21 protein-coding genes are annotated in these 17,345 nt (G+C 72.6%); 7 read left to right on the forward strand and 14 right to left on the reverse strand.

The window, feature by feature from the left end; translation table 11 throughout:
* Positions 1 to 44 precede the first annotated feature (44 nt).
* Complete coding sequence (locus E8M80_RS04460; RefSeq protein WP_137124453.1) at positions 45 to 284, forward strand: hypothetical protein; 240 nt, start codon at positions 45 to 47, stop codon at positions 282 to 284.
* Here E8M80_RS04460 and E8M80_RS04465 read toward each other — a convergent pair.
* Together E8M80_RS04465 and E8M80_RS04470 are read right to left on the reverse strand one after the other, a co-directional pair.
* Positions 281 to 766, reverse strand: coding sequence for a hypothetical protein (locus tag E8M80_RS04465; RefSeq protein WP_137124454.1), 486 nt, complete (start codon positions 764 to 766; stop codon positions 281 to 283). The two genes, E8M80_RS04460 and E8M80_RS04465, sit on opposite strands and share 4 nt — an antisense overlap.
* Before the next feature lie 80 nt (positions 767 to 846).
* Positions 847 to 1,659, reverse strand: a complete 813-nt coding sequence (locus E8M80_RS04470; protein ID WP_240789884.1) for a squalene/phytoene synthase family protein — start codon at positions 1,657 to 1,659, stop codon at positions 847 to 849.
* A gap of 124 nt (positions 1,660 to 1,783) precedes the next feature.
* On the opposite strand from E8M80_RS04470, the gene E8M80_RS04475 reads away from it, so the two are divergent.
* Entirely contained in the window at positions 1,784 to 2,425 is a 642-nt protein-coding gene (locus E8M80_RS04475) for a superoxide dismutase (protein WP_137124456.1), read from the forward strand.
* Positions 2,426 to 2,503: 78 nt separating this feature from the next.
* Here the strand turns inward: E8M80_RS04475 and yajC are convergent, their stop codons facing one another.
* On the reverse strand, positions 2,504 to 2,863 hold the full coding sequence (yajC, locus tag E8M80_RS04480) for a preprotein translocase subunit YajC (protein WP_137124457.1): 360 nt from the start codon (positions 2,861 to 2,863) through the stop codon (positions 2,504 to 2,506).
* 217 nt (positions 2,864 to 3,080) lie between these two features.
* Between yajC and E8M80_RS04485 the strand changes: the two genes are divergently transcribed.
* On the forward strand, positions 3,081 to 3,752 hold the full coding sequence (locus tag E8M80_RS04485) for a hypothetical protein (protein WP_137124458.1): 672 nt from the start codon (positions 3,081 to 3,083) through the stop codon (positions 3,750 to 3,752).
* A 148-nt stretch (positions 3,753 to 3,900) separates the two neighbouring features.
* Positions 3,901 to 4,764, forward strand: a complete 864-nt coding sequence (locus E8M80_RS04490; protein ID WP_137124459.1) for an ATP-binding protein — start codon at positions 3,901 to 3,903, stop codon at positions 4,762 to 4,764.
* 18 nt (positions 4,765 to 4,782) lie between these two features.
* Here E8M80_RS04490 and serS read toward each other — a convergent pair whose 3' ends face one another.
* The 10 genes from serS to E8M80_RS04540 form a co-directional block, all read right to left on the reverse strand.
* Positions 4,783 to 6,051 carry a serine--tRNA ligase gene (serS, locus tag E8M80_RS04495; RefSeq protein ID WP_137124460.1) on the reverse strand — a complete coding sequence of 423 codons (1,269 nt, stop codon included), beginning with the start codon at positions 6,049 to 6,051 and terminating at the stop codon, positions 4,783 to 4,785.
* A 12-nt stretch (positions 6,052 to 6,063) separates the two neighbouring features.
* Entirely contained in the window at positions 6,064 to 6,810 is a 747-nt protein-coding gene (gene tatC, locus E8M80_RS04500) for a twin-arginine translocase subunit TatC (RefSeq protein WP_137124667.1), read from the reverse strand.
* A 57-nt stretch (positions 6,811 to 6,867) separates the two neighbouring features.
* Positions 6,868 to 7,479, reverse strand: a complete 612-nt coding sequence (gene tatB, locus E8M80_RS04505; RefSeq protein WP_137124461.1) for a Sec-independent protein translocase protein TatB — start codon at positions 7,477 to 7,479, stop codon at positions 6,868 to 6,870.
* Positions 7,480 to 7,566: 87 nt separating this feature from the next.
* Positions 7,567 to 8,613 (reverse strand): ABC transporter ATP-binding protein, encoded by a 1,047-nt coding sequence (locus tag E8M80_RS04510; protein WP_137124462.1) that lies wholly within the window; start codon positions 8,611 to 8,613, stop codon positions 7,567 to 7,569.
* A 242-nt stretch (positions 8,614 to 8,855) separates the two neighbouring features.
* Positions 8,856 to 9,713 (reverse strand): SMC-Scp complex subunit ScpB, encoded by an 858-nt coding sequence (scpB, locus tag E8M80_RS04515; RefSeq protein WP_137124463.1) that lies wholly within the window; start codon positions 9,711 to 9,713, stop codon positions 8,856 to 8,858.
* A complete protein-coding gene (locus tag E8M80_RS04520; protein ID WP_137124464.1) occupies positions 9,697 to 10,455 on the reverse strand; it encodes a ScpA family protein in 759 nt (252 codons plus the stop codon). The genes scpB and E8M80_RS04520 overlap by 17 nt, the downstream gene beginning before the upstream one ends.
* The gene (locus tag E8M80_RS04525) at positions 10,452 to 11,159 is read right to left on the reverse strand and encodes a site-2 protease family protein (RefSeq protein ID WP_137124465.1); all 708 of its coding nucleotides are present in this window, start codon (positions 11,157 to 11,159) and stop codon (positions 10,452 to 10,454) included. The genes E8M80_RS04520 and E8M80_RS04525 overlap by 4 nt, the downstream gene beginning before the upstream one ends.
* On the reverse strand, positions 11,159 to 12,190 hold the full coding sequence (gene nagZ, locus E8M80_RS04530) for a beta-N-acetylhexosaminidase (RefSeq protein WP_240789885.1): 1,032 nt from the start codon (positions 12,188 to 12,190) through the stop codon (positions 11,159 to 11,161). Before nagZ ends, E8M80_RS04525 begins: the two co-directional genes overlap by 1 nt.
* Positions 12,191 to 12,206: 16 nt before the next feature.
* On the reverse strand, positions 12,207 to 12,944 hold the full coding sequence (locus E8M80_RS04535; RefSeq protein ID WP_137124467.1) for an SPOR domain-containing protein: 738 nt from the start codon (positions 12,942 to 12,944) through the stop codon (positions 12,207 to 12,209).
* 30 nt (positions 12,945 to 12,974) lie between these two features.
* The gene (locus tag E8M80_RS04540) at positions 12,975 to 14,813 is read right to left on the reverse strand and encodes an arginine--tRNA ligase (protein ID WP_137124468.1); all 1,839 of its coding nucleotides are present in this window, start codon (positions 14,811 to 14,813) and stop codon (positions 12,975 to 12,977) included.
* A gap of 113 nt (positions 14,814 to 14,926) precedes the next feature.
* Here E8M80_RS04540 and E8M80_RS26255 point away from each other — a divergent pair, with 113 nt between their 5' ends.
* Positions 14,927 to 15,274: an NAD(P)H-binding protein gene (locus tag E8M80_RS26255; protein ID WP_206035566.1), complete on the forward strand. Its 348-nt coding sequence runs from the start codon at positions 14,927 to 14,929 to the stop codon at positions 15,272 to 15,274.
* 27 nt (positions 15,275 to 15,301) lie between these two features.
* Positions 15,302 to 15,613 (forward strand): hypothetical protein, encoded by a 312-nt coding sequence (locus tag E8M80_RS26260; RefSeq protein ID WP_206035567.1) that lies wholly within the window; start codon positions 15,302 to 15,304, stop codon positions 15,611 to 15,613.
* A gap of 22 nt (positions 15,614 to 15,635) precedes the next feature.
* Here E8M80_RS26260 and E8M80_RS04550 read toward each other — a convergent pair whose 3' ends face one another.
* The gene (locus tag E8M80_RS04550) at positions 15,636 to 16,784 is read right to left on the reverse strand and encodes a deoxyguanosinetriphosphate triphosphohydrolase (RefSeq protein WP_137124469.1); all 1,149 of its coding nucleotides are present in this window, start codon (positions 16,782 to 16,784) and stop codon (positions 15,636 to 15,638) included.
* 100 nt (positions 16,785 to 16,884) lie between these two features.
* On the opposite strand from E8M80_RS04550, the gene E8M80_RS04555 reads away from it, so the two are divergent.
* Positions 16,885 to 17,238 (forward strand): iron-sulfur cluster assembly accessory protein, encoded by a 354-nt coding sequence (locus tag E8M80_RS04555; RefSeq protein WP_137124470.1) that lies wholly within the window; start codon positions 16,885 to 16,887, stop codon positions 17,236 to 17,238.
* The last annotated feature ends 107 nt before the right edge of the window (positions 17,239 to 17,345 follow it).

A 17,345-nucleotide genomic window follows, 5' to 3' on the forward strand; every position in this document is an offset into this window, starting at 1 on the left:
TGCAGGCAAGCCCGCTTACGGGCTTAGCCCCGATCCTGGCCCGCATGGGCTCGAAGGGACTGCGCGACAGGAGCATCCTGCCGATCAACGGACATCCGCAGCTCGGCTACGCGCATCCGACCAGGGGCTTCCTCGCCGGGTTGATGTGCGGGCCGCTGTTCGACTTGCGCGTCGCGCTGCGCGGCTTCGACGTCTTCCGCCCCGGCGCGCCCATGCAGGTCGTGCCCCACGAGGAATGGTTCGTCACGCGCGCGCCGCCGGTGCTGCGGCCGGACCGCGCCTAGGCCGCGCGCCCGCGTAGATCCCGCAACCCGCTCAGGACCAGGCTGCCGGCCAGGACGAGGGCGCCGAGCAGCATGACCGCCGCCGTCGCGATGCGGTTCGTGATCCGCTCGAGACCGAGATCGGTGGTGACCAGGTGCGGCCGCGCCGGGTCGGCCACCGCATGGACCGTCCAGTTGCCGGCGTGGGGCTCGACAAACAGGTAATGGAGGTCGCGCATGCCGCTGCCCTCCTTGCCCCGCCAGGCGAGCGTGACCTCGCAATGCTGCAGCAGGAATAGCCGCGACTTGCAGCGACCGGTGACGAGGCGCACCGAAGGATCCTGCCGCGCCGTCGCGCGGACCGAGAGGTCGTCGCGCAGGCCGGGCGCGATCGTGACGGCCAGGAAGGCGGTGCCGGCGAGGAAGGCCAGCCCGCCCAGCAGGCCGAACAGGGCCCGGCCGATGGCGCGTCGGGGGGCGGGCGGGGCAGTGTCGGCGGGCATGGCGGCTCTCCTGCGGTGGGGTGGCAGTCTGCCACCGCCGGCAGGGCGGCGCCGCGGAAGTCCTTCGCACCCTTCGCGCTTCAGGCGCGGCCGCGCAGCCCCGCCAGCGCCACGGCCGCGCGGTCGAGCAGACCGCGTGGCCGCGCCACCGCCCGTCCCGCCGCGATCCGCGCCAGGTCGCGCCGCGCCAGCACCGCCGGCAGCGCCGCCGCGACCGCGGCGCGCGGCACGTCCCGCCGCGCCCCGGCCAGCGCGACCAGGCCCTCGGCCGCCATCTCGCGCAGCAGGGCGCCGAGCGGCGCGGCCGCGGGCGCCACGATCGCCGCCTCCGCCGACAGCCCAGCGGCTGCGAGCCGGTCGCGCGGCAGCAGGCAGCGCCCCTGCGCGGCATGCGGGGCGACGCTGGCCAGCGCGCCCGCCAGCCCATAGGCCGCGCCAAGGGCGCGCAGCACCTCCGCCTGTTCCGCCGTCGCGCCGAGCGCGCGGCCGGCCGCCGCCGACCAGCCGCCCGCCGTGCCGCGCAGCCAGGCGACGAAACCCTGCTCCGTCGCGAGGCCGTCTTCCTCCGCCTCGGCCTCGCGCGCATCCACCATGGCGACGAGCGCATCGGCATCGAGCGTGCCGGCGGCAATGGCGGCATGCAGGGGGGCCGCCACCTCGTGGCGGCGGGCCGGGCGGCCGGCGCGCGCTTCCTCCACCGCGTCGCGCCACCATTGCAGGCGGATCAGCGCGGCGATCGGGTTGCTCGCCGCTTCCCGCGCGCGGGCCAGTTCGTGGTTGAAGGCAATGAGGGCGAAGATCGCGGCGCGCGCCGGTGCCGGCGCGAACAAGGCGCAGAGGAAGCGGTCAGGGTCGTGGTCGCGCGCGAAGGCGCCGATGGCGGAGAGATTCACCCGCGCGGTATGCCCGCGCGGGACGCCACGCGGAAGCCCGCGCGGTTGACGGGCGTTGCCCCCCCGCCTACCTCGACCCGGTGGCGCGGCCCGCGCTTCCTGACCACGAACGGGAGAGACCCCCATGGCCTTCAGCCTGCCCCCGCTGCCCTATGCCACCGGCGCCCTCGCGGCCAACGGCATGTGCCAGGAGACGCTGGAACTCCACCACGGCAAGCACCACAACGCCTATGTCACCGCGCTGAACGGCCTGGTCGAGAGCAAGGGCCTGGCCGGCAAGTCGCTGGAAGCCATCTGCGCCGAGGCCGGCAAGGCCGGCGCCGATGGCCTGCCTGTGCTGAACCAGGCCGGGCAGCATTGGAACCATTGCCTGTTCTGGAATGTGATGGCGCCCGGCGGCGCGCATGGCGAGAGCCTGCCCGCGGCGCTGGCGGCGAAGATCGACAGCGACCTCGGCGGCCTCGCGGCCTTCAAGGACGCCTTCAAGGCCGCGGGCGCCACGCAGTTCGGCTCCGGCTGGGCGTGGCTCGTGATCGGCGGCGACGGCAAGCTCAAGGTGACCAAGACGCCGAACGGCGCGAACCCGCTGTCCACCGGCGAAGGCCAGCCGATCCTCGGCTGCGACGTCTGGGAGCACGCCTACTACCTCGACTTCCGCAACGTCCGCCCGAACTACCTCGCGAACTTCCTGGACAAGCTCGTGAACTGGGAGGTCGTGGCCGACCTGATGGCGAAGGGCGGCTTCAGCGCGGGCCAGTCGGCCTGACGGCTGCCGCCGGCGGAAACGCGAAGGGCGCCGGGGGTGGACCCCGGCGCCCTTTTTTATGGCCACTGCGGGCGGGCCTCAGCCCGCCTTGACCGCGCTGCCGCTGTCGTTCGCCGCTTCCGGCCGAAGGACGCTGGTGATGGTGCCGCGCACGAGAGTCACGCGCACATTGGGGGCGATCTCGGCCTCGATCTCGTCCGAGCCTTCCTTCACCTTGGTGATGGTGGCGACGATGCCGCCCGAGGTGACGACGCGGTCGCTGCGCTTGAGCTGCGTCAGCATCTCCCGGTGTTCCTTCATCTTCTTCTGCTGCGGGCGGATCAGCAGGAAGTAGAAGACGACGAAGATCAGCACGAGGGGCAGGATCTGCATGACGATCCCGGCACCGCCGGCGGCGTCCTGGGCGTAGGCGGGGGAGATCCCGAAAGGGGTCCACATGGGCGTTGGTTCCGTCTTTCCCGGCGTGAAGGCGTCGCAACCTAGCCACGCGCCCCCCGGCGTCAAGCCACGACGTCGCCAGGGCCCGCCCGCGGGTGGAAGGCCGCCGGCCCGGCGCCTTGCACCATAACCGGAATGTTCTAGCCTGGGCATGGTGGCCTGCCGTCCCGCCGAGCGTCGCGGCACGCAGGACGCAGCCCCGGCCCAGGAGACGCGCATGCCCGCCATCGACGACTTCATCGCCCATCCCCGCACCTTCATGCGCGCCAATGTCGTCATGGTGATGGGCACGACCGGCGGCACTGGCGGGATCAAGAACTTCTCCTTCACCAAGGCGACGCAGACGACGGCCCGGAACATGCGGAACGGCGGGCAGGCGATGGATGTCTACATCCTCAAGCTTGGCGACAATGCCGGGCAGCAGCTCAATGCCTGGTGGTGTCCCTACAGCTCGAACGACCGGCTGGGCACCACGCTGCCGGGGGCGGGCGGGCCCAACATGATGTTCACCTACGCCATGGACGGCTGCACCTTCGTCACGGGCTCCGTCCAGGGTGACAAGACCGTGTCGGTGTTCCACGTGAACTTCTCGAACGCCGCAGGCGCGCTCGGGTCCGGCGCCAGTGACGAGGCGAAGGCCGAGCAGCAGCGCAAGCTGCAGCGCAACGTCGGGCGCAGCCTCGTCACCAACGCGGCGATGATCGACCCGGACGACTACTACGAGCCCACCAGGGCCGCCGTGCCGATCCCGCATGGCGCGAAGATCTCGACCGTGACCTTCGGCCGGCGCAGTACCCAGAACGGTTGGAAGTTCTACACCCACCAATGGTACACGGTGGCCGGTGCGCGCCAGACGCTCTGCTTCATCGGCACGCAGCGCGCCGTCTGACCACGCGCCGGGGACGGCCGGCCCCGGCCCCGGGACTGCACCCGATGGCCGGGCCAGGCGGGGACGCCGACCGGCCGGGAGTGCCGGGCGGGGCTGCCAAGCGCGCCCGCACTTCCCGCCGGCGACGGACCGGCCTATGCCGCCCGCCATGGACGAACCGACCCTGCTGCCCGCCCTGACCCGCATCGCCGAGGCGCTCGAGCGCCTGGCCCCGCCGCCCGCCGGCGGCATCGATCTCACTGGCGCCGACGCCTTCGTCTGGCACCCGGAGCCGCGCGCGCGGCTAGCCCCGGTGCCGCGCGTGGCCGCCGTGCCGATCGCGCTTCTGCGCGGCGTGGACCGCCAGCGCGACATGCTGCTTGAGAACACGATGCGATTCGCGCGCGGCTTCACGGCCAACAACGCCATGCTCTGGGGCGCCCGCGGCGCCGGCAAGTCGTCCCTGGTCAAGGCCGCGCATGCGGCGGCGAACGCCGAACTGCCCGGCAGCCTCGCGCTGATCGAGATCCACCGCGAGGACATCCGCAGCCTGCCCGAATTGCTGGGCGCGCTGCGCAGCCAGCCGCGCCGCTGCATCGTCTTCTGCGACGACCTTTCGTTCGAGCGTGAGGACGCTGACTACAAGGCGCTGAAATCCGTGCTCGACGGCGGCATCGAGGGGCGGCCGCCCAACGTGCTGTTCTACGCGACATCGAACCGGCGGCACCTGATGTCGCGCGACATGATCGAGAACGAGCGCAGCGGCGCCATCCACGGCAATGAGGCGGTCGAGGAGAAGGTCTCGCTGTCCGACCGCTTCGGCCTCTGGATCGGCTTCCACAACGCCGACCAGGACACCTTCTTCGCGATGATCGAAGGCTATGCCGCGCATTTCGGCCTGCCCGTCGCGGCCACGGATCTGCGCGCGCAGGCGGTCGAATGGTCGGTCACGCGAGGTGGGCGCTCGGGGCGCGTCGCCTGGCAGTTCATCCTGGATCTCGCGGGGCGGCTCGGCGTCAGGATCGACGCCTGAGCCGTCCCACGGCGCGGCTCAGCCGATCCGCGCCGTCCCGCCCATGAAGGGGAGCAGCACGTCGGGCACCCGCACGCTGCCATCCGCCTCCTGGAAGGTTTCCAGCACCGCGATCAGCGCGCGCCCGACCGCCACGCCCGAGCCGTTCAGCGTGTGCAGGAAGGCCGTTCCCTTGCCTTCCTTCGGGCGGTAGCGCGCGTTCATCCGGCGCGCCTGGAAGTCGCGGCAGTTGGAGCAGGAGGAGATCTCCCGCCACGCCCCCTGCCCCGGCAGCCACACCTCGAGGTCGTAGGTCCGCGCCGCGCCGAAGCCCGTGTCGCCCGCGCAGAGGACCACGCGCCGCCAGGTAAAGCCGAGATCGGTCAGCACGCGTTCCGCGCAGCGCGTCATGCGCTCATGCTCGGCGGCGCTGTCCTCGGGCGTGGTGATCGAGACCAGTTCCACCTTGCTGAACTGGTGCTGGCGCAGCATGCCGCGTACGTCGCGCCCGGCGCTGCCGGCCTCGGCACGGAAGCAGGGTGTCAGCGCCGTGACGCGGATCGGCAGGTCGGCCTCGGCCAGGATATCCTGCGCCACCAAGTTGGTCAGCGGCACCTCGGCCGTGGGCACGAGCCAGCGGCCGTCGGTCGTGCGGAACAGGTCGTCGCCGAATTTCGGCAATTGCCCGGTGCCGTAGATCGTGGCGTCGTTCACCAGCAGTGGCACCGAGGTTTCCGTGTAGCCATGCGCCTCGGTGTGCAGGCCGATCATCCACTGGCCCAGCGCGCGCTCGAGCCGCGCCAGCGCGCCCCGCAGCACCGTGAAGCGCGCGCCGGCGAGCTTCGCGGCAGCGCCGAAATCCATGAGGCCGAGCGCCTCGCCGATCTCGAAATGCTGCTTCGGCGCGAAGGGGAAGACGGGAACGTCGCCATGCGTGTGCAGGATGACGTTGGCGCTCTCGTCGGCGCCGTCGGGGACCTCGGGGTCGAGGATGTTGGGCAGCGCCTCGAGCACCGCCACCTGGGCGCGCTCGGCCTCGCCGGCAGCAGCGTCGAGCGCGGCCATCTCGTCGCGCAGCGCGATCGCCTCCGCCTCCAGCGCCGCTGTGTCAGCGCCCTGGCGCTTCGCCGCGCCGATGTCCTTGGCGATGGCATTGCGGCGCGCCTGCTTTTCCTGCAGCGCGGTCTGCGCGGCGCGGCGCGCCTCGTCCTGCACCAGCACGCCGGCCGAGACGGGCGCGATGCCCCGCCGCGCCATCGCCGCGTCGAAGGCCTCGGGGTCCGCCCGCACCGCCCGGATGTCATGCATGGCCTGGAACCCTCAGGTCTCGTCGGTCTTGGGCGTCATCCAGCGCGCCGCCAGGATCGAGATCTCGTAGAGCAGGATCAGCGGCACCGCGAGGCCGATCTGGCTGATGATGTCGGGCGGCGTGATGATCGCGGCGAAGACGAACATGCCCACGATCGCGTAGCGCCGGCCCTTCCGGAGGCTGTCCACGTTCAGGATGCCGACGCGCACCAGCAGCGTCAGAAGCACCGGCAGCTGGAACGCGATCCCGAAGGCCAGGATCAGGTGCATGACCAGCGAGAGGTATTCGCCGACCTTGGCCTCCAGCTGGATCGGGATGCCGCCCGAGCCCGGCGGCGTCTCGAAGGAAATGAAGAAGCTCCAGGCGAGCGGGAAGATGAAATAGTAGACCAGCGCCGCGCCGAGTACGAACAGGAAGGGCGAGGCCAGGAGGAACGGGTAGATCGCCCGCTTCTCGCTGCGATAGAGGCCGGGCGCGACGAACAGCCAGAGCTGCGTCGCCCACATCGGGAAGGAGAAGAACACCGCACCGAAGAAGGCCACCTTCAGGTAGGTGAAGAAGGCCTCGTAGAGCGCGGTGTAGATCATCCGCCGCTCGGCGCCGCCGGGTTGCGCGGCCAGGATGTCGGCCAGCGGCTGCGCCAGGAAGCCATAGATCGGCTGGGAGAAATAGTAGCAGACGGCAAAGGCCAGGATGAAGGCGCCGACCGACCACAGGACCCGCTGGCGCAGTTCCTTCAGGTGGTCGAGCAACGGCATCGGCTTGTCGTCGATGACGTCTTCGTCTTCGGTCTTCGTAGCCAAGGCGGCGATACCCTAGACGCTCGGGGTGGCGGGGGCGGCGGCGGGCTTTGCAGTGGCGGTCGGGCCGGCAGGCTCGGTCGCGGCGGGCGGCTCGGCTGCGGCGGGCGGCGGCGGGGCCGCGGCGATGGACAACTGCTCGGCCGGGGCGGGCCCCACCTCGGCCGGCGGCACGAAGGCCGGCGCGGGGGCAGCCTCGACCGGCGGAAGGGGTGGCGGCGGCGGTGCCTGCCAGCGCGCCACGTCGGGGGGGACGAAGGCCGGCGCGTTCTCCGGTACCGGCGGCTCATAGGGCGCGGGCGGCGTGTAGGTCTCGGCCATCGGGTTGTCGAAGGCCTTACGCACCGTGCCGTCGGAATCGACCGTCTTCTCGATCTGGCCCTTGAGGTCGAAGTTGCGGATGTCGCTGATCGTATTGCGCACGTCGGCGATCTGGTTGCGCACGTCGTCGAGCTTGGCCTCGCGGACAAGCTCGTCCGCCTGCTGCTGGAATTCGCCGATCTTGCGGCGCAGCGACTGGATGCCCTTCGCCACGCCCTTGATGGCGTCGGGCAGGTCCTTAGGCCCGATGACGACAAGCGCCACCACGGCAATCAAGGCGATCTCCGACCAGGCGAGGTCCAGCATGCGTTCCCTGCTCCCCCGGCCCTTCTGCCGTCGGGGGAGGACCCGTTAGCAGGAAGCCGGCACGCCGCCAATGCGGCTCGCCCTTATCTAGGAAGCCTCGGGCGGAAAGACGAAGGCCCGTTCCGGGTCCAGCGACACTGTCACGCGCTCCCCGCGCGCGAGCCGCCCGCCCGGGGGCAGCCGGGCGTGGAGGTGCAGCAGCCCCCCCGCCCCATCGGGCAGCGCCAGGTGGACCATGGTTGTGGCCCCGAGCAGGCGGCAGGCCTCGACCTCCGCCTGCCGCGCCTCCGCGGCGCCAAGGCGCAGCCCTTCCGGGCGCACCAGCACCTCGGCTGCGGCGCCGTCCGGCAATCCGGCGGCCGGCAGGCCGCCGATCGCGGTCTCCGCCATGCCGGACCGCACGCGCGCCGGCAGCCGGTTCACCTCGCCGAGGAAGGTCGCCACGTAGCGGTCGGCCGGCGCGAAATAGAGCGCCTCCGGCGGGCCGACCTGCAGCACCCGGCCTTCCCGCATCAAGGCGATGCGGTCGCCCATGAACATCGCCTCCTCCGAATCATGCGTGACCAGCAGGGTCGCGATTCCGGAGGTCTGCAACACGTGCAGCGTGTCGTCGCGCACCTGTTCGCGGAGGCGGGCATCGAGGCTGGCGAAGGCTTCGTCCAGCAGCAGCACGGCCGGCCGCGGCGCCAGCGCGCGGGCAAGCGCCACGCGCTGCTGCTGCCCGCCCGAGAGCATATGCGGGAAGGCATTCTGGTAGGATTCGAGACCGACGCGGGCGAGCGCGTCCATGACCCGCCAGACGCGTTCCCCCTTCGGTGCGAAGCGCAGCCCGAAGGCGACGTTCTCGGCCACCGTCAGATGCGGGAACAGCGCGTAGTCCTGGAACACGAAGCCGACGCCGCGCTTCTCCGGCGGCACGTCCCTCCCCGGCTCCGCGATCACCTGGCCGCCGAGTTCGATCCGCCCGGATTGCAGCGGCTCGAGCCCCGCGGCAAGCCGCAGCAGCGTCGTCTTGCCGCAACCCGAGGCGCCGAGCAGGCAGACGATCTCCCCCGGTGCGACGGCGAGATCGATGCCGCGCAGCACCTCGCGCGCGCCATAGGCGTGGTGGATGTCGTGGAAGACGAGGGACACTTTTTCTTGCCCTCAGACGCCCGGCGCCGGCATGCGCTTCCGGATCGCGCCGGGGCGCGGTCCGGGGAAGCCTTTGCCGGCCTCAGGCGCCGGCGCCGTCATCCGGCGGCCCGGCTGGCGCGCCATGCACTGGCGCGCCGGGCCGGGATGGCGGGCTGGGCGCGGTCGCGCTTCGCGCTCCCGGATCGCGTCGGGGCGCGATCCGAGGGAATGTGCTTCAGGCGGCGGCATCCGATGGGCCGTCACGGACGGTCGCCGCCCGGCTCCGGGGCGTCTTCGCCGGCCGTAGCCTCGGCCGGTGCCTCCTCCGTCACCCCGGTCGGGCCGAACGGCAGGGCGGGCGCGGTCTCGGCGCTCACCAGTTCCTCCTTGCGCGGCAGGTCGCCCAGCGCCTTCAGGCCGAATTGCTCCAGGAAACGGGGCGTGGTCCCCCAGAGGGTCGGCCGGCCCGGCACCTCCCGCCGCCCGCGCGGCGCGATGAGGCCGAGTTCGAGCAGCGCCTCGAGCGTCGTCTGGGACAGCGTCGCACCGCGGATCTCCTCGACCTCGCCGCGCGTACAGGGCTGGTGGTAGGCGATGACCGACAGCGCCTCCATGGCCGCGCGCGGCAGCCGGCGCGGCGCCTGGACCACCTTGGTCAGGCGCTGCGCGAGGTCGGGCGCGGTGCGGAAGGCCCAGCCCCCGGCCACCTCGGCCAGCACCACGCCGCGGCCCTCGCAGGCGTCGGCCAGCGTGGCGACGGCGAGCGCCGGCGGCACCGCCTCCGGCAGCACAGCGGCCAGCATGGCGGGCGTGACCGGGCGGTCGGAGGCGAAGATCAGCGCCTCGGTGATCCGGGCGGCCTCGGCGAGCAGCGCCGGGTCGGGGGGCTCGGCTGCCGTATCGGCGCCGGCCTCCGGGGCTCGTTCGATATGGCCGGAAGTCGCGGTGCCGGCGCCCTCCGCCGGCGTGGCGTTGGCCACGGCATCCTCGCGGTCCGTCGTGGCGGTGTCCCGATCCCCGCCGGCCACCGCCGGCGCAGCCTCCGGCCGCGGGCCGGGGTCGTGCTTCGCTTCCCCCGCACCGGGCAAGCTGTCCGGCGGATCAGCCGGTGCGTTCATCCGTCGTCCCCTCCTCGGGCCGGCGGCGGACCAGGATCGGGCCGAAGGCCTCCTCCTGGCGCAACTCGATGCCGCCGCCGCGCGCCATCTCCAACCCCGCCACGAGCGTGCTGGCAAGGGCCGCGCGACGTTCGACGGGGTCGAGGATCGTATCGGGCAGGAAGCCCTGCAGCACCGTCCAGGACGGCAGCGCGCCGACCAGGCGCGTCAGGCGCTCCAGCGCGTCCTGCACCGTGAACAGCTTGCGCGGCTTCGGGCGGTACGGCCGCCGCGCCAGCGCACGCCGCCGCGCCGCGACATAGCCCTGCAACAGGGAGGAAAGGTCGGCATGGAGCCCGGACCGGTCCTCGACGCGAAGGCTCTCCGGCGCGCCGCGGCCGAACACGTCATGGCCGAGCCAGGGCCGGCGGTTCAGCCAGAGCGCGGCGGCCCGCATGCGCTGCAACTCGGCCAGCCGTTCCGCCAGCGTCTCGGCCAGCGCCTCGGCGTCCTCGCCCTCGGCCTCCTCGGGCGGCACCAGCAGGCGGGATTTCAGCCAGGCGAGCCAGGCGGCCATGACCAGCCAGTCGGCAGCCAGTTCGAGCCGCACGCGGCGCGCCCCTTCGATCACCGCCAGATACTGGTCCACCAGCGCCACGATCGAGATGCGCGCGACGTCCACCTTCTGCGCGCGCGCGAGTTCCAGCAGCAGGTCGAGCGGCCCTTCGAAGCCGTCCAGGCTGAGATGCAGGCTCTCGCTCATCGCGCCCCTCCATGCCCCGCCAGCAGCAGCACCAGGTCGAAGGCCGGGGCCACGACATGGCGCAGGAACAGGCCCATCGGGTCCCAGGCCGGGATCGCCAGCGGCAGCAGGAACAGGCCCAGGATCACGATCAGCAACCCATAGCGTTCGAGGCTGGCGAGCGCCATGGCCGGGCCGCGCGGCAGGATGCCGACCATGATCCGGCCGCCATCCAGCGGCGGCAGCGGCAGCAGGTTGAACAGGCCGAGCACGAGGTTCGCCAGCATCATCAGCGCAACGAAACGCAGCAGGAAGCGTGCCGTCTCGGGGTCCAGCACCCCCTCCCCCGCGATCACCGCATGGGCCGACAGCGCCGCCGCGAAGGCGAGCACGGCATTGATCCCCGGCCCCGCCGCGGCCACCAGCACCATGCCCCAGCGCGGGCTGCGCAGCCGCCAGATGTCCACGGGCACGGGCTTGGCCCAGCCGAACACCGCCTCCACCCGCCCCATGGCCAGCAACTGCCCCGCGATCATCAGCCCCGGCACCAGCAGCGTGCCGAAGGGATCGACGTGACGGATCGGGTTGAGGCTGATCCGCCCCAGGCGCTTGGCCGTGTCGTCGCCGAGCGCCAGCGCGGCATAGCCGTGCGCGGCCTCGTGCAGCGTGATGGCGAGCACGGCGGCCAGCACCGCCGCCGCCGCTTCCGGAAGCCAGTCGGGCATCAGGCTGGCCGCGCGGTCGGGTCGTCGCCGGGCGGTGCGGCGGCGCGGGCATCGAGCGCCGCATCGCGCAGGGCCCGCAGCAGGGCCGGATCGCGGCCGTAAAGCGCGTCGCGCGCCAAGCGGGCGGCGGCCATGCGTTCCGCCGCACGGTCGGACAGCGGCGGGCAGGCGGCCAGCAGGGCAGCGGTGTCCGCAATCCGCCCGGTGCAATGCAGCACCAGGTCGCAGCCGGCGGCCAGCGACGCGTCCGCCAGGTCGTTCGACGCCCCGGCCAGCGCCCCCATCGCGATGTCGTCGGTCACGAGCACGCCGTCGAAGCCGATCGCGCCGCGGATGATGTCCTGGATCACGGCACGGGAGATGGTGGCGGGCAGCGCCGCATCCCAGGCCTCGTAGAGCACATGCGCCGTCATCGCCCAGGCGCCCGACCGCGCGAGGGCCCGGAACGGCGCGATGTCGGCATCGAGGTCGCGGGGGGGCGCGGCCACGCGCGGCAATTCGTGGTGGCTGTCGGCCGTGGCGCGGCCATGGCCGGGGATGTGCTTGACCACCGGGATGGCGCCACCCGCCTGCAGCCCCGCCACCCAGGCGGCGCCGATGCGCGCCACCTCGGCCGGGTCGGCGGAGAGCGCGCGGTCGCCGATCACGCCATGCGCGCCGGGCAGGCGCAGGTCCAGCACGGGGGCGCAGACGACATCGAGCCCCGCCGCGGCGCAGGCCGCGCCGAGCAGCAACGCATTGGCGTGGACGGCGGGATCCGGCGCGCCCTCCAGGGCGGCGGCGGGGGGAAAACGGTCCCAGTGCGGCGGCCTCAGGCGCGCGACCCGGCCGCCCTCCTGGTCCACGAGGATCGGCGCCGTGGCGCCGAGGATGCCGCGGATGTCGTCCGCCAGGCGGCGCAGTTGCGCCGGCTCCACGACATTGCGCGCGAAGAGGATGGCGCCCGCCGGCGGCCGGGCGCGCAGCAGCGCCGCCTCCTCCGCCGTCAGGTCCGGCCCCGAGAGGCCGATGATCGCCGCGCGCGGGGTCACGGGACGCCGCGCCGCGTCAGCGCACGACGATGCAGGGAACGTTGCGCTCGCGGACCTGGTCGCAGAAGGCACGGGCCGAGGCGGCATCGGCGAAGCCGCCGGTGCGCAACCTGTAGAGCGTGGTCTGGCCGTCGCGCTCGAAGCGCACGACCTGCGGGCGGAAGGCGCCGAGCAGGTCGGCGTGGCGCCGCGCCAGCCGGTCCCATTCGCCGCGCGCATCGGCGTCCGAGGTCAGCGCGCCGAGTTGAACGCGGATCGTGCCGCCGGGCGCGGGCTCGGGCCGGGCGGCGGGTGCCGTCGCCGCGGCGGGCTGTGCCGGCGCGGATTGCGGCGCGGCAGCCTGCGGCGCGGCTGCCGCGGTCACGGTGGGCGGCGGCGCCGCCGTGCGCGGGGCCGCGACCTCGACCGGCGGCGGCGCCATCTGGGCGCGCAGCGCGTCGATCCGCGGGGCCTCGGGCTCGGGCGCCAGGCTCGCGCCCGGCATGGCCGTGCTGCCGCGGTTCCGTTCGAAGATCAGTTCGTCCTGGTTCGGCACGCGCAACCCGCCGGGATCGTCGGGGCGGACCTTGATCGGCCGGGGGTCGGCCTCGATCAGCGGCGCATTGCGCGGCCCCGACCCGCCGGCGATGCCCCAGACCAGGGCAGCCGCCACGACCACGGTCGAGGCCAGCCCGCCGCCGATCGCAATGAGCCGCCAGTTCGGGCCGGTTTCCGCCGGCCGCATGCGGTAGGACGGAATCGGTACATCGGTCACGCGCGCCCCCCTTCGGGCCGACCGCGGCCCTCAGCGCATCTCCTCAACCGGCGTCACCCCCATGACGCCGAGGCCCGAGCGGATCAACGTCGCGGTCGCCGCGACGAGGGCCAGCCGGGCCCGGGTCGCTTCCGGCTCCTCCGCGCGGATGAAGCGCAGGGTGGAATCGTCGCGACCGCGGTTCCACAATACATGAAAGTCCGAGGCCAAGTCTTGGAGAAAGAACGCGATCCGGTGCGGCTCACGCGATGCTGCGGCCGCTTCCACCGTGCGCGGCCAGGCGGCGATGCGCCGGATCAGGGCCATTTCCGCCGGGTCGGCCAGCGCATCGAGCGGCGCCGAGGCCAGCTCCGCCACCGGCGGGTCGCCCGCCTGGCGCAGCACGGACCGGCAGCGCGCATGCGCGTACTGCACGTAGAATACCGGGTTGTCGCGCGACTGCTCCACCACCTTGTCGAGGTCGAATTCCATCTGCGCGTCCGACTTGCGCGTCAGCATCGTGAAGCGCACCGCGTCGCGGCCCACTTCCTCGATGAGGTCGCGCAGCGTGACGTAGGTGCCGGCGCGCTTCGACATGCGCACGGGCTCGCCCGCCTTCATGACGTGCACGATCTGGCACAGCACGATCTCGAGCGGTACGCGCCCATCCGAGACAGCGCGCACCGCGGCCTGCATGCGGCTGACATAGCCGCCATGGTCGGCGCCCCAGACGTCGATCAGCAGGTCGTGCCCGCGTGCGACCTTGTCGGCGTGGCAGGCGATGTCGTTGGCGAAATATGTGTTCGAGCCATCCGACTTGCGCAGCGGCCGGTCAACGTCGTCGCCGAAATCGGTCGCGCGGAACAGCGTCTGCGGGCGGGGTTCCCAGTCCTCGGGCGTCTTGCCCTTGGGCGGTTCCAGCACGCCCTCGTAGATCAGGCCCTTGTCCTGCAGCAGGCGGACGGCGCCCTGCACGGCGCCGGCCTCGACCAGGGCGCGCTCGCTCAGGAACACGTCCTGGTTGACGCCGAGGAGCGCGAGATCCTCGCGGATCTCGGCCATCATCATCGCGACCGCGGTCTCGCGGCAGGTGTCGAGCCAGGCGGTCCGCACGAGCCAGCCGCGTTCGAGCGCGGGCTCGAAGGCCGAGATCGTCTCGTCTTCCTTCAGCATGCCGGGCTCGATGCGGCGCGGCGCCAGGCTGTCGCCGAAGCGCGCGGCCAGCGCATCGCCGACCGCGACCAGGTAGTCGCCGCGGTATTGCAGCGTGACGCCGAAGCGGCGCTCGGCGGATTCGGCATTCCACTCGTCGGAATCGAGGGTAATGGCGCGCAGGTATCGCCAATAGGCCGCCCAGCCGAGCGCCGCGACCTGGTTGCCGGCGTCGTTGACGTAGTATTCCTTGGTGACGGCGAAGCCCGCCTTGGCCATCAGGTTGGCCAGCGCGTCGCCGACCACGGCGCCGCGGCAATGCCCGACATGCATCGGCCCCGTCGGATTGGCCGAGACGTATTCGACATTGGCCCGCAGGCCGGCGCCCATCCGGCTGTCACCGAAGGCCTCCCCCGCGCGCAGAACGGCGGGCACCTGGGCGCGCAGGAAATCCTCCCGCAGCCGGAGGTTGACGAAGCCCGGGCCGGCCGGCGTGGCCTCGACCACCATGGGCAGCGCCAGCAGGCGCTCGGACAGCGCTGCGGCCAGCTTGGCCGGCGGCATGCGCGCTGGCTTCGCGGCGACCAGCGCGGCATTGGTCGCCATGTCGCCATGCGCGGCGTCGCGCGGCGGCTCGACCTGCACGCGAGCCAGCGCCTCAGCCGGCAGGTCGGGCACCAGGGCGGCGAGCGCGCCGCGCACCTCCTGCGTCAGCAGGGTGAAGATGTTCTCGGTCATTGGGGATTCGCCCAGATCTGTCGGCCCGTGTGATACGCCAGCACGGGCGGCGGCGTTAGCCATGCGCGGAAAGGCACCTCCGGGCCGCCTGCCGTCAAGCCAGGGAGGCATCCATGGCCAGGATCTGCATCGTCGGCATCTCGGGCAAGCTCGGGCGCTACATGGTGCAGCACGCGCTCGACCTCGGGCACGAGGTGGTCGGCGTCTGCCGACCCGGGAGCGTCGGCAAGCTCGACCGCTTCGCAGGACGCATAACGGTCTTCCCCGGCGCGACCGACGACCGCGCCGTGATCGGCCAGGCCGTCGCGGGCTGCGACGCGGTGCTGACCGTGCTCGCGCCCTGGGGCATCAAGGGCTACGCGACGGGCACGGCGCAGGCGGTGCTGGACCTGGCGCCGCCGGGGGCGCGGCTGGTGTTCTCCCGCGGCTGGCACATCACGCGCGACGGCCGGGACGTCTAATCCTGGAAGCTGCGCGCCTTCCTCGCCGTGTTCGGGCCGGTCGCGCGGCTGCTGCGCGTCGCCGACCTCGACGACCAAGTGGAGGCCTGCCGGCGCATCTTCACCAGCGACACGCGCTGGACCGTGGTGCGCGGCAGCGACCTGGAGGAAGGCGAGAGCCAGGGCCTGCCGATCTGGCGCCGCCACGTAGGCGACCCGGCGCTGGCCAGCAACCGCACCCAGCGCATCGACTTCGCGCTGTTCATGGTGGCCGCGGTCGAGGACGAGGCGCTGGTGCGCGAGGCACCGGCCCTCGTCGGGCGCCTCGCGCCCTCGGCGCTTGCGGCCGAGGGCGGCTGAACAGGGGCCGAACGGCATGGCGCTAGCCCGGCACGTCCGGGTCGGTCAGGCGCCGGTGCTCCTCCAGCGCGTAGCGGTCGGTCATGCCGGCGATGTAGTCGCAGACCACGCCCGCGCAGTGGGTGCTGCCGGCCTCCCCCGCCCGGGCGCGCCACATCGGCGGCAGCATCTGCGGCCCGCCATGCAGCAGCGTGAACAGCACCTGCACCACGCGCTTCGACTTCGCCATGGTGCGGTTGACGCGCCAGTGGCGGTACATGCGGGTGAACAGGAAGTCCCGCAGCACGCCATTCGCCTCGGCCATGGCCTGGGAGAAGCCGACCACCGGATGGCCGGCGCGACGGATGTCGTCCACGCCCGCGGGGGCCAGCGCGGCGATGCGCCGGCGGGATTCGGCGACCACGTCGCCCACCATCAGGTTGATGACGCGCCGGATCGTCTCCGGCGCCGCGCGGTCCTCGGCCAGGCCGGCATTGGCGCGGCGCGCATCGGCCAGCGCCTCCCCGATCAGGGGCAGCGCAGCCACCTCCTCCAGCGTGAACAGGCGGGCGCGCAGCCCGTCGTCGAGGTCGTGGTTGTTGTAGGCGATGTCGTCCGAGATGGCGGCGACCTGCGCCTCCGCGCTCGCATGCGTGCCGAGGTCGAGCGGATGCAGCGCGTCGTATTCCGCGATGTAGGGCGCGGGGCGGCGCAGCGGGCCGTTGTGCTTGGCGAGCCCCTCCAGCGTCTCCCAGGTCAGGTTCAGCCCGTCGAAGCCGCCGTAGCGGGTTTCCAGCAGCGTCACGGCCTTGAGCGACTGCGCGTTGTGGTCGAAGCCGCCATGCGGCTTCATCATCGCGTTCAGCGCATCCTCCCCGGCATGGCCGAAGGGCGGGTGGCCGAGGTCATGCGCCAGCGCCAGAGCCTCGGCCAGGTCCTCGTCCAGCGCCAGCAACCGCGCGACGGAGCGCGCGATCTGCGCCACCTCGATGCTGTGGGTCAGGCGCGTCCGGAAGTGGTCGCCTTCATGGTAGACAAAGACCTGCGTCTTGTACTGCAGGCGCCGGAAGGCGGTAGCGTGGATGATGCGGTCCCGGTCCCGCTGGAAGGGGGAACGCGCATCGGCGCCCGCTTCCGGATGCAGCCGGCCGCGGGAGGTCTCCGGCCGGACGGCATGGGGCGCGAGATCCATCTGCCGGGCCGTAGCACCGCTCCGCGCCGGGTCACAAGCCGCGACGCGTTGGAACCGGGCGCGCTAGGCCCTATGTTCAGGGCTGAGGAGTCCCATCGCCATGCCCGACGGCGCCAGCACCGCCCCAGCATTCCGCGTCACCACGCGCGCCCATGCCGAAATCACCGACATTGCGGCCCGCGAGGGCAGGCCGGCGGCAGGGCTGCGCCTGGCCGTCGAGGCCGGCGGCTGCTCGGGGTTCCAGTACAAGTTCGGCCTGGAGGATGCGCCGGCCGAGGACGACCTCGTCATCGGCGAGGGCGTGGGGAGGGTTTTCGTCGATCCGGTCTCGCTCGACCTGCTGGCCGGCGCCGAACTGGATTGGGCGGAAGAGCTGATCGGGGCGCATTTCGCGATCCGCAACCCCCAGGCGGTGTCCGCCTGCGGCTGCGGCACCTCGTTTTCGGTCGGATGAAGATCGGGGGAGGAGAACCTCCCCCGGTCCCCCTCCCTTCTTTGTTCCTTGGTTCCAGAGAAGGTTGAGGGGGGTGCGGGGGGAGAAGTTCTCTTCTCCCCCCGGTC

Source organism: Roseomonas sp. HF4, assembly GCF_005222755.1.
Taxonomy (GTDB): domain Bacteria; phylum Pseudomonadota; class Alphaproteobacteria; order Acetobacterales; family Acetobacteraceae; genus Neoroseomonas.